This is a genomic window from Thermoanaerobacter sp. A7A (assembly GCF_000445185.1).
Lineage (GTDB): Bacteria > Bacillota > Thermoanaerobacteria > Thermoanaerobacterales > Thermoanaerobacteraceae > Thermoanaerobacter.
Genome location: NZ_AVAF01000002.1, coordinates 26143 through 37092 on the forward strand (window position 1 = coordinate 26143; position 10950 = coordinate 37092).

Genomic DNA, 10950 nt, shown 5'->3' on the forward strand with positions numbered 1-10950 from the left:
AGTTTAAGCGAGATTGCATATACTTTATACGTAACTTAAGTGAGGCGGTGAAAAATTGATAGGGATTATTGACTATGGAATGGGAAATTTAAGAAGTGTAGAAAAAGCATTTAAATACGTAGGCTATGAGGCAAAAATTATAAAAGATGTAGCTTCGGTAAAAGAGGCTCATGCATTAGTTCTTCCTGGAGTGGGAGCTTTTCCTGATGCGATGGATACTCTCATTAAAACAGGCATGTTAGAAGAGATAAAAAGACAAATCGACAAAGGTAAGTTGTTTCTTGGGATATGTTTGGGGATGCAGCTTTTATTTGAAAAAGGCTTTGAAATAAAGGAAACTGAGGGTTTTAAGATCTTTAAAGGGCAAGTAATAGAACTTCCAAAGCATAATAAAATTCCTCACATGGGATGGAATAGTCTTGAAATAAAAAAGGAAACTCCACTTCTTAAAGGAGTGGAGAATGGAGATTATGCGTATTTTGTTCATTCTTATTATGTAGCCAACAATGAAGAGAAATATGTGTATGCAGTGACTGATTATGGTGTTCAGATTCCTGCAGTTATAATTAAAGACAATGTTTTTTCTTGTCAATTCCATCCTGAGAAGAGCGGAAAAGTGGGGCTTAAAATTTTAAAGAATTTTGGAGAGATGGCAAAATGGTTTTAATACCTGCAATTGATATTATGGAAGAAAAATGTGTAAGGCTTACAAAAGGAGATTTTAATACCAAAGAGGTTTATTATGAAAATCCCGTTGACGTAGCTAAAATGTGGGAGGAATTAGGAGCAAAGAGAATTCATGTGGTAGATTTAGATGGTGCAAAACAAGGTCATTTGGTAAATGGTAATGTCATTGAACAGATTACAAAAAACTGTAAAGCCGAGATAGAAGTAGGTGGAGGAATAAGGAATAGAGAAACTATCGATTATCTTTTTTCTGTAGGTGTTAAGTATGTAATTTTAGGTTCGGCGGCAATATATGACAAAGATCTTCTTCTTTATTCCCTTTCCAATTACGGAGAAAGGACGATAGTGGGTATAGATTCAAAGAATGGAGAAGTTGCCGTAAGTGGATGGCTTGAAAAGACTAAAATAAAAGATATGGAGTTAGCTAAAAAAATGAAAGAAATAGGAGTAAAAACGATAATTTTCACTGATATTTCTAAAGATGGAACTCTTAATGGACCAAATTTTAAAGCTTTAGAAAATATTTTAAAAACAGGTGTTCAAGTGATAGCATCAGGAGGAATATCCTCAATTGAGGATTTAAAAAAGCTTAAAGAGATGGGAGCATATGGTGCGATAATTGGAAAAGCCTTATATATTGGAAAAATAAACTTTAAAAGTGCTTTGGAGGTAATATAAATGCTTGCAAAAAGAATAATTCCTTGTTTAGATGTGAAAGACGGCAGGGTAGTAAAAGGAGTTAACTTTTTAAATTTAAAAGATGCGGGAGACCCTGTCCAGATAGCATCAGAGTACAATGAATTAGGAGCAGATGAGCTTGTATTCTTGGACATTACTGCTTCTTATGAAAAACGAAAAATAATGATAGAAGTTGTAAAAAGGACTTCTGAAAAAGTATTTATTCCTTTAACTGTTGGCGGTGGAATTTCAGACCTTGACGATATAAAAGATATTCTAAGAGCAGGGGCTGATAAGGTTTCAATAAATACCCAAGCTGTGAAACAACCAACTCTTATTCGTCAGGCCGCTGTACGTTTTGGAAGCCAATGTGTGGTTGTAGCAATTGATGCCAAGAGGCGAAGTGATGGCTCGGGCTTTGATGTGTATATAAATGGCGGAAGGGTAAACACAGGACTTGATGCTGTTGAGTGGGCTAAAAAAGTAGAGTCTTTAGGAGCAGGAGAAATACTTCTTACAAGTATGGACAAAGACGGTACTAAAGATGGGTATGATATAGAGCTTACAAGAATGGTAAGTGAAGCTGTCAATATCCCCGTTATAGCTTCTGGAGGTGCAGGAAAGAAAGAGCATTTTAAAGAGGTTTTTACTGAAGGCAAAGCTGATGCTGCGTTAGCGGCTTCTGTGTTTCATTACAGGGAGTTGGAAATAAAAGAAGTTAAAAAATATTTAAAAGAAGAGGGTATACCAGTGAGAATTTAAATTTATCGAAAGGATGTAGAAAATGATTGATATAGAGAAATTAAAGTTTGATGAAAAAGGACTTATTCCTGCCATTGTGCAAGACTACAACACAAAACAAGTATTAATGTTGGCTTATATGAATGAGGAAAGTTTAAAATTAAGCTTGGAAAAGGGAGAAACTTATTTTTTTAGCAGAAGTAGAAAGGAAATTTGGCATAAAGGGGAAACTTCAGGTAATACCCAAAAGATAAAAAACATATTTTATGACTGCGATGAAGACGCTTTGCTAATTGAGGTGGAACCAAAAGGGCCGGCATGCCATACAGGGAATGTAAGCTGTTTTTATAGAAGCTTTTTAGGTGAAATTAAAAATTATGACATGGAAATACTTAAAAAGTTATATGAACGGGTAAAAGATAGAAAGACAAACCCGGTAGAAGGGTCTTATACAAACTATTTATTTGAAAAAGGCTTAGATAAGATTTTAAAGAAAATTGGCGAAGAAACCACGGAGGTAGTGATAGCTTCCAAAAATGACTCCAAAGAAGAGATAGTGTATGAGGTTTCAGATTTACTTTATCATCTAATAGTTTTGTTAGTTGACAAAGGTATAAAGCTCGAGGATGTATACGGTGAGCTTGGTAGAAGGTATTATAAGCCAAAGGAATTTAAAGAAGAACATGAAGAGAGAAAGAAATAGGGAAAGTCAGTAAAAGACTTTCCCTATCTTCTTTATATTAGGTCCTCATAAAGAGGATATTTTTTGAGAAGATTTGTTACTCTCTCTTTTGCTTTTTCTTTATAGTTTTCATCCCTTATTACATTGACTATAATGTCCGCTATTTCTACCATATCTTCAGGTTTCATTCCTCTTGTTGTAACAGCTGGAGTTCCCAGTCTCACACCAGAAGTGACATTTGGCCCTAATGGGTCAAAAGGTATAGCATTTTTGTTGCAAGTTATGTTTACTTCATCTAATCTTGTTTCTAACTCTTTGCCTGTTATTCCTGTGTTTCTTAAATCCAACAACATCAAGTGGTTATCAGTTCCACCTGACACTAAATTTATTCCTCTTTCCATTAATGCATTTGCTAAAGCTTTTGCATTTTCGATAATTCTTTTTTGATATTCTTTGAATTCATCGGTAAGAGCTTCTTTAAAACAAACGGCTTTTGCTGCTATTATATGCATTAAAGGGCCACCTTGCGTTCCCGGGAAAAGTGCTTTGTCTATTGCTTTAGCGTATTTTTCTTTGCAAAGAATAGCTCCTCCTCTTGGGCCTCTTAAAGTCTTATGGGTGGTAGTCGTAACAACATCTGCATAAGGAACAGGATTAGGATGAAGACCTGCTGCTACAAGACCAGCTATATGAGCCATGTCTACCATGAGGTAAGCTCCAACCTTGTCTGCAATTTCTCTAAATTTCTTAAAATCAATTATCCTTGGGTAAGCGCTAGCACCTGCAACAATCAATTTGGGTTTGTGCTTTTTTGCGACTCTTTCTACTTCATCGTAATCTATATATCCTGTATCTTCTCTTACTCCGTAAGATACGAAATTATAGATTTGGCCTGAAAAATTGACTTTGCTTCCATGAGTGAGGTGCCCTCCATGGGCTAAATCCATTCCCAGCACAGTATCTCCTGGCTTTATAAGAGCAAAATAAGCAGCCATGTTTGCCTGTGCTCCTGAATGAGGTTGTACATTTGCGTGTTCAGCACCAAAAAGTTTTTTGAGCCTTTCTCTTGCTAATTCTTCAGCTATATCCACATATTCGCAACCGCCGTAATACCTTTTATTTGGATACCCTTCTGCGTATTTATTAGTAAGAGGGGACCCCATTGCTTCCATTACGGCTCTACTTACAAAATTTTCAGAAGCTATGAGCTCTATTTTATTTCTCTGCCTTATAAGCTCCTTTTCAATTGCGTCTGCGATTTCTGGATCAGTTTTTCTTATTATTTCAATATCCATGACTTTACCCCCTATGTTTCATTATCTACCTCTATTATAAATCTTTTGTATACTATATTCAACAGCACTTCTTTTTGAAGAAAATAACGCCAATTAACAAAAATTTAACATAAACTTAACAAAATTAACGAGATTTTAATTTTAAAACTCACAAATTTGGTTATAATATAAGATGAGCTCCCTTAAAAATACCCCCTATCCCTCAAAAAAATTTTTTATGAGGTCTTGATTTTTTTGAAAAAGGACTGTATAATGTATACTTGGTCAAAACAATGACTCCCCCTTTAACATATGCAAGCCCTTGGAGTATTCCAGGGCTCTTTTTGTTTTTATATTAGAATTTTTTTGATAAGATTTTCAAAATTTCTGTGAGAAATCTTATCAATCTGTTCTTGGGTGTATCCTCTTTTTCTTAGTCCTTCTAAAATTGCGGGGAAATAAGATATGTCCTTTAATCCTTCAGGAGTACTGCTAATCCCGTCAAAGTCAGAACCAAAACCTACATAATCTTCTCCTACTAATTCGCATATATAATCTATATGATTTAAAACATCTTCTAATGCAGCTTGACCTTCATCTCTTAAAAATTGTGGAGCAAAATTTATTCCAACTACACCGCCTTTTTGAGCTATCGCTTTTATTTGCTCATCTGTCAAATTTCTTCTGTGAGAGCATAGGGTTTTAGCATTAGAATGAGAAGCTATAATTGGTTTCTCACTAAGTTCTAGTACATCCCAAAATCCTTTTTCATTAAGATGAGATACATCTACAATCATTCCTAGGCGATTCATTTCTTTTACAACTTCTCTGCCAAAAGAAGTAAGCCCCGCTTCTTTAACACCGTCTACTCCGTCTCCTAAATCGTTTCTCAAACTCCAAGTTAAAGTGAGAGCTCTTACCCCTAATTTGTAAAACATCCTAAGAAGAGAAGTTTCACCTTCTAAAACTTCACCGCCTTCTATAGAAAGCAATGCTCCAATTTTTCCTTCTTGTTTTGCTTTGTCTATATCCTCTCCTTTTAAAATTAATCTAAATTCCTTTGTTTTTTCGATTACTTCATGCATTTTATCAATCATTTTTAAAGCTATTGTGGCAGCATTTTTCCTCATTTGTTTTGGATCTACAAATACAGCAAAAACCTGTAAGTGAACTTTGCCTTCTTTCATCCTTTGTAAATCCACATGACCTTCTTTTGACCTTTCAGTGAAATCTATTTTTTTGTCCATTAAACGATAAAGAGTATCACAGTGAAAATCAACAAACATATTCATCCTTCCCCCTTTTTATTTTTTCTTCATAGTATGATTGTATCATAACAAAATATTTTTCAAAATTTGATATTATTAATTAAAAATTAATTATCATGTAATAATTTGTTCATAAATGTATAGTACAATAATAGCATGAATGGAGGCAGAGTAGCATGATAAATAAACGGACTATTTACTTTTCTTTGTTTATTGCTCTATTAATAGGAATATCCTATATAATGAATTGGGAAATGGCTATTGCAAACTTCGCAGAAAAAGGTACACTGCCAACTTTTGATGACCCTGGGCAAAGAATCCTCATTATAGTTCCTCATCCTGATGATGAGACTTTAGGAATGGCAGGAATTATTCAAAGAGCTGTAGAACTTAAAAGGCCTATTAAAGTAGTAATAGTCACAAGTGGAGAGAGTTACAAAAAAGCCGCAATGTCATTTTGTGGTAAAACAAATCCTACTCCTCAAGATTTTTATCGTTTTGGACTTGCAAGACAGCAAGAAAGTATTGTTGCCATGAGAGTTTTGGGATTACCGCGACAAGATTTAATTTTTTTAGGGTTTGCTGATGGAAGTATCAGATTTTTGTGGAGCCAATATTGGGATAATGGCCGTCCAAGAGTGAGTGGCGGAATTCATGTGGCATATGCTCCTTATGATACAGTTTATAAGCCAGGTATTGCATATACAGGACGAAATTTAGTTGATGAACTTACGGAAATAATTAAAGATTTTAAACCTACTGATATATATTATCCTTTAGCAGATGATATGCATCCCGACCATTGGGCAGTAAGCAATTTTGTGAGATATACTATTACCGCTGTGAATATAAATGTCCGTGAGCATATGTTTTTAGTCCATCATCCACAATGGCCAGTGCCATGGATGGCGGAGAAAAATAGGCCCATGTTACCTCCTGTAGATATGAAAGATAGTAACACAGAATGGCAATCTTTTGACTTAACTCCAAAAGAAATAGATTTGAAACAAGTGGCTATAAAACAATATAGGACCCAAATAGATGTTATGGAACCATTTTTAATGGCTTTTGTAAGAAAAACCGAATTATTTGCTACAAAACCTGTCATCACTATTCCTGTAGTTGATTCAAAACCAGATTTACAAAGTAGAGCTTTGCCTCATACTCTTTTAAAAGTGTATACTGGTGGCATGTTAAATGAGGAAATATACAGAAGTGCAGCTTTAACGCGATTAGGAGCTTTTTATTACGACAATAAATTGTACATCGGCTTAGAATCGGCAAGACCAATATCTAAAAAAGTAATTTACCATGTTGAAATGAGGCTATTTTATAAAGATCAAAATGATATAAAACGTATTGATTTAGGAATTGTAGATGAAAAATTGTATCAGTATAAAAGGGCAGAAAATTCTTTGACAGATGTTATAGCGGCAAAACCTATAATCAATGGAAATAAAATGTGGGTTGAAGTAAAAATACCACAGGTGAATAATTTAAGATATATATTTATGGGAGCGGATTCTATTTATAGGAATCGTCTTATAGATAAAATACCTTGGAATATGTATAAAATAGGTGAGTAAAAGAGAAGGCTTTTAAGGTTTTCTCTTTTCTTTTATGTTTAGAAATAGAAAAGTAATCATAGGTAAAATTATTTGTAGAGGTACATGTATGTAAAAAGGAGTAAATTTAAGACCTATAAGTATGTGGGTTTGATAACTGTCGGCAATTATAAAAGAAGCAGCAAAAATCATCGACAAAACAGGGAAAAGCAGGTATTTATAACTTTTTAATTCCAACGCATTTTTTATCATGGTAAGTCCCGCATAAGTAAATACGCTAATCTTAAAAAATACCCCTATAATCATTATAAATACATACAAAGTGCCTAGGTTTTTTAAATTTCCTAAATTTATTAATCTTATAACTTGATACAATGGGAAATTTTCTCTTGAAGCTTCATCTGCTCCTAAAGAAGAAATTATAATGATATTGTTAAAGGACAATAGTAGACCAGTAAAAACAGTGGTTATCAGCATTATCTTTTTTATTTTTTCCTTTTGTTTTACTTTATCAAAAACTGTAGTAAAAGCAATAAGTTCACCAAATGGAAAAGTCACAATTAGAGGAATTGCTGCTTTGATTACGGGAACAATTCCATTTTCTAAAATTGGTAAAAGCCTTGAAAAACTAAAATTATCTCCCATCATTATCATAGTTGTTTGAAAAGCCATAATAGCTAAAATAAGAGGGAGCAAAATTTTAGCAACGCGGGCAAGTACACATATATCAAATAGGAGGTAATACATTACTAATATAAGCATAAAAGAAGAAAAAATATATGTAGGTGTTCGAGAATATATTGTATTTACACTGAGTTCTACATAGTCTCTTACGTTTCTTGAAGCAATGTATAAAAAGTACAGAGCATAAATTAGAGATAAAGTTTTACCTATATATTTCCCATAAACAAACTCAAGTAACTGTGGAAGATTTTTTTGCGATTTTTCAAAAGAGGAGACGTACATAAGTGTAATTGGCAGAGAAATAAGCATTGCAATTAAAATAGAAAGCCAACAATCTTGTTTTGCTTTAATTCCCAAACAAAAGAGTACTGATGTTCCAATCTCAAAAGTTATCATTAAAAACAATAAATCGCTAACTTCTAATCTTTTGTTCATTGTTACCACCTTGAAAATAAACTTTAATATTAGGATTCCTATTAATTGAATTTTTTATTTATTTACTAATTTATCTATTAAAACAAAAAGTTGCTTAAGAAAAGGAATTATCAAAAGTGCAGAAAAAAGATTAAAAAATGTGTGGGCGTTTGCCACCTGTCTTAAAGGATTGTGGGGGGAGATGAGTTTCAAAAACTCTGCAAAAAAATTTGTAAAAGGCAAAAAGAGTATAGTGCCCCCTATATTAAGAAAAATGTTAAAGAGAGCTATTTTTTTCCCTTCTTTGTTAGAGGCAAAGCTCAGTATGATAGCCTCTGAGCAAGTTCCAATATTTAAACCATATATTATTGGCAATGCTTGAGGCAAGGTTATTAGTTGAGAGGAGACCAAAACTTGTAGTGTTGCTATACCTACATTACTTGATTGAAGGATTAATGCTGTGATTATTCCAGCAAGAATTCCCCAGAAAGGATTTGAAAGATTAGCACTAATAAGCTCGAAGTTAGAATTTTTTTTAAGAGGCATTGTAGCCAGTTCCATTATCTTAAGACCATAAAATACTAATCCAAATCCTAAAAATACATTTCCTACAAATTTTAATTTAGTATTGCAATTTTGGAAATGTAGTACAGAACCTATAAAAACTAAATAAGGGGCTATTTTAAACAGATTAAATGCGTAAAGCTGCACGGCAATAGTAGTTCCAATATTAGAACCTATAATTATACCTGCTGCGCTTTTAAGAGTTAAAAGCTCTGCTCCTGCCATTGTTACTGCGATTACAGTTACCATGCTACTGCTTTGAATAATTAAGGTTATAAAAAAACCTATTATTATTGATTTTAATAAATTGCTTGCAAAATTGTTAATAATTTGAGAAATTTTTTGTTGTGAGAAGACCTTTAATCCCCTTGTTAAAGTAAAAATTCCCCAAATAAATACTCCTATTCCTGCCGCGAAATATATTAAAGAGATTATCATTTTTACTCCCCCGCAAAGTCCTTTCCTATTTCAATTTTATGTTGCCAATGTCTTAAAATGAATAATTTTTCATTAAATAAAAAACACTAAGAATTAGAGGTTAATAATATTTTTTAGAGGTGGTTGGATGAAAGGGATAATCATGGCGGGTGGAGAAGGAAGTAGACTAAGACCTTTAACAGCCGATATACCTAAGCCTATGGTACCTGTTGCAAATAAACCTGCGATAAAGCACATAGTGGAACACTTACACAAATATGGAATCAAAGATTTAGCTGTTACGCTTTTTTACTTGCCTCAAAAGATTAAAAAATATTTAGAAGAAGAATATGGGGATGAAATAAAGTTTTATATAGAGGATAAGCCGTTAGGGACGGCAGGCAGTGTCAAAAATGCTAGAGACTTTCTAAATGATACTTTTATTGTTATGAGCGGAGATGTAATTACTGATGTTAATATAAAAGAAGCTTATGAGTTTCACAGAAAGAAAGGGGCAAAAGTTACTCTTATTTTGACAAGAGTAGATGTGCCGTTGGAATATGGTGTTGTGATTGTGGATGAGGAAGGCAAAATAAAAAAATTTTTAGAGAAACCTTCTTGGGGAGAAGTGTTTAGCGATACAGTAAATACGGGTATATACATAATAGAACCAGAAATATTGGAGTTTATACCTCAAGATAAGCCTTTTGATTTTAGTAAAGATTTATTTCCTATGTTGTTGAAAAATGATATTCCAATGTACGGTTATATTACAGGAGGATATTGGTGTGATATAGGAAATACCAATCAATACATCACTAGTCATTTTGATATTTTAGAAGGAAGAGTAGATTTAGGATATAAGGATAAGTTACTTAAAAAGGGAAAGGTAATAGGTAAAAATGTTACAATTTCTCCTGAAGCTAAAATCATCCCTCCTGTGATTATAGGAGACAATGCAATAATTGAAGCTAACGCTGTTGTAGGACCTAACGTAATAATTGGTAAAAATAACTATATAAAGAAAGGGAGCAGTTTAAAAAATGCTGTATTGTGGGATGAAATAATTGTAGATAAAAATTGTGAATTAAGGGGTTGTGTAGTTTGCAATAGAGTGAGAATCGGCAATAATGTCCGAATTTTTGAAAACAGTGTTATAGGGGAGAGTTGTAAAATAAAATCCTTTGCTGAAATAAAGCCAGAGGTAAAAATATGGCCCTATAAAATAATAGATGAGGGCTCTGTGATCACAAAAGATGTAGTGTGGGGGAATGGAAGGAAGCCTTTGACTTTTGGGTATAGGGGGATTAAAGGAGTTTTTAATGAGGATATTACTCCTCAAATTGCAGTTGAAATTGGAGAAGTTTTTGGAAATATAGTGAATAGCAGTGTGTTGGTAGGACACGATGGGGATATTGTATCTCAATTTATAAGCGATTTAATAAGTTTTGGGCTTGTATCTGGTGGTTGTGAGGTCTTAAAAGTCAATAATACTCTTTTACCCACTTTAAGATATGGAATTAAGAAAAATAAGTGTGGAGGAGGAATCTATGTAGAGGAAGAAGAAGGAAATTTAAGGATTTTGTTTCTCGATAAAGAAGGGTGTGATATCGATAGAAACTTAGAAAAGAAAATAGAGAACAAATTGAGAGTATATGATATTGAACGAGTTGATGGGAAAAATTTAAAACCTATAAGAGAAATTGATATAAACAACGATTATCTTAACTTTCTTTTTAAAAAAAGGACTGCATATAAAAGTTTTAAAATTAAACCTTACAATGAAAAAACAAAACTGCTATTAGAAGCCATAGGTAAAAATGAGTTTTTTATAGCAGAGGAGTGTTATGATGTAGGGATACTTTTTTATAAAAATGGAGAAAAAGTTAAACTCTACGACGAAAAGGGAAGAGAATTTGATGAAGATGAACTTGAGTTTATGTTTTTTGCTTTGTACCTTTTTTTATAATTTTTTT

The 10950-nt window shown here is 33.1% G+C and carries 9 protein-coding genes and 1 pseudogene; 6 read left to right on the forward strand and 4 right to left on the reverse strand.

Annotation, left to right across the window (positions count from 1 at the left end):
* The first annotated feature begins 55 nt into the window (after positions 1–55).
* The 4 genes from hisH to hisIE are packed head-to-tail and all read left to right on the forward strand — an operon-like array spanning position 56 to position 2809.
* On the forward strand, positions 56–667 hold the full coding sequence (gene hisH, locus M663_RS0100140) for an imidazole glycerol phosphate synthase subunit HisH (RefSeq protein WP_004400587.1): 612 nt from the start codon (positions 56–58) through the stop codon (positions 665–667).
* Positions 658–1365, forward strand: a complete 708-nt coding sequence (gene hisA, locus M663_RS0100145) for a 1-(5-phosphoribosyl)-5-[(5-phosphoribosylamino)methylideneamino]imidazole-4-carboxamide isomerase (protein WP_003866544.1) — start codon at positions 658–660, stop codon at positions 1363–1365. Before hisH ends, hisA begins: the two co-directional genes overlap by 10 nt.
* Positions 1366–2127: an imidazole glycerol phosphate synthase subunit HisF gene (gene hisF, locus M663_RS0100150; protein WP_029687515.1), complete on the forward strand. Its 762-nt coding sequence runs from the start codon at positions 1366–1368 to the stop codon at positions 2125–2127. It begins immediately after the preceding gene.
* Positions 2128–2149: 22 nt separating this feature from the next.
* Positions 2150–2809 (forward strand): bifunctional phosphoribosyl-AMP cyclohydrolase/phosphoribosyl-ATP diphosphatase HisIE, encoded by a 660-nt coding sequence (hisIE, locus tag M663_RS0100155; RefSeq protein ID WP_029687516.1) that lies wholly within the window; start codon positions 2150–2152, stop codon positions 2807–2809.
* Positions 2810–2841: 32 nt separating this feature from the next.
* On the opposite strand, the gene glyA is transcribed toward hisIE, so the two are convergent.
* Positions 2842–4083, reverse strand: coding sequence for a serine hydroxymethyltransferase (glyA, locus tag M663_RS0100160; RefSeq protein ID WP_029687517.1), 1242 nt, complete (start codon positions 4081–4083; stop codon positions 2842–2844).
* 329 nt (positions 4084–4412) lie between these two features.
* Complete coding sequence (locus tag M663_RS0100165; protein WP_029687518.1) at positions 4413–5348, reverse strand: dipeptidase; 936 nt, start codon at positions 5346–5348, stop codon at positions 4413–4415.
* 158 nt (positions 5349–5506) lie between these two features.
* Between M663_RS0100165 and M663_RS0100170 the strand changes: the two genes are divergently transcribed.
* Positions 5507–6916, forward strand: a complete 1410-nt coding sequence (locus M663_RS0100170; RefSeq protein WP_012995771.1) for a PIG-L family deacetylase — start codon at positions 5507–5509, stop codon at positions 6914–6916.
* Between the two features lie 12 nt (positions 6917–6928).
* Here M663_RS0100170 and M663_RS0100175 read toward each other — a convergent pair whose 3' ends face one another.
* Positions 6929–8014: an endospore germination permease gene (locus M663_RS0100175; RefSeq protein WP_029687519.1), complete on the reverse strand. Its 1086-nt coding sequence runs from the start codon at positions 8012–8014 to the stop codon at positions 6929–6931.
* A gap of 54 nt (positions 8015–8068) precedes the next feature.
* The gene (locus tag M663_RS0100180) at positions 8069–8995 is read right to left on the reverse strand and encodes a Na/Pi symporter (RefSeq protein ID WP_004400573.1); all 927 of its coding nucleotides are present in this window, start codon (positions 8993–8995) and stop codon (positions 8069–8071) included.
* Between the two features lie 127 nt (positions 8996–9122).
* On the opposite strand from M663_RS0100180, the pseudogene M663_RS0100185 reads away from it, so the two are divergent.
* Positions 9123–10907: pseudogene (locus M663_RS0100185) on the forward strand (sugar phosphate nucleotidyltransferase); the annotation flags it as partial.
* Positions 10908–10950: the final 43 nt, after the last annotated feature.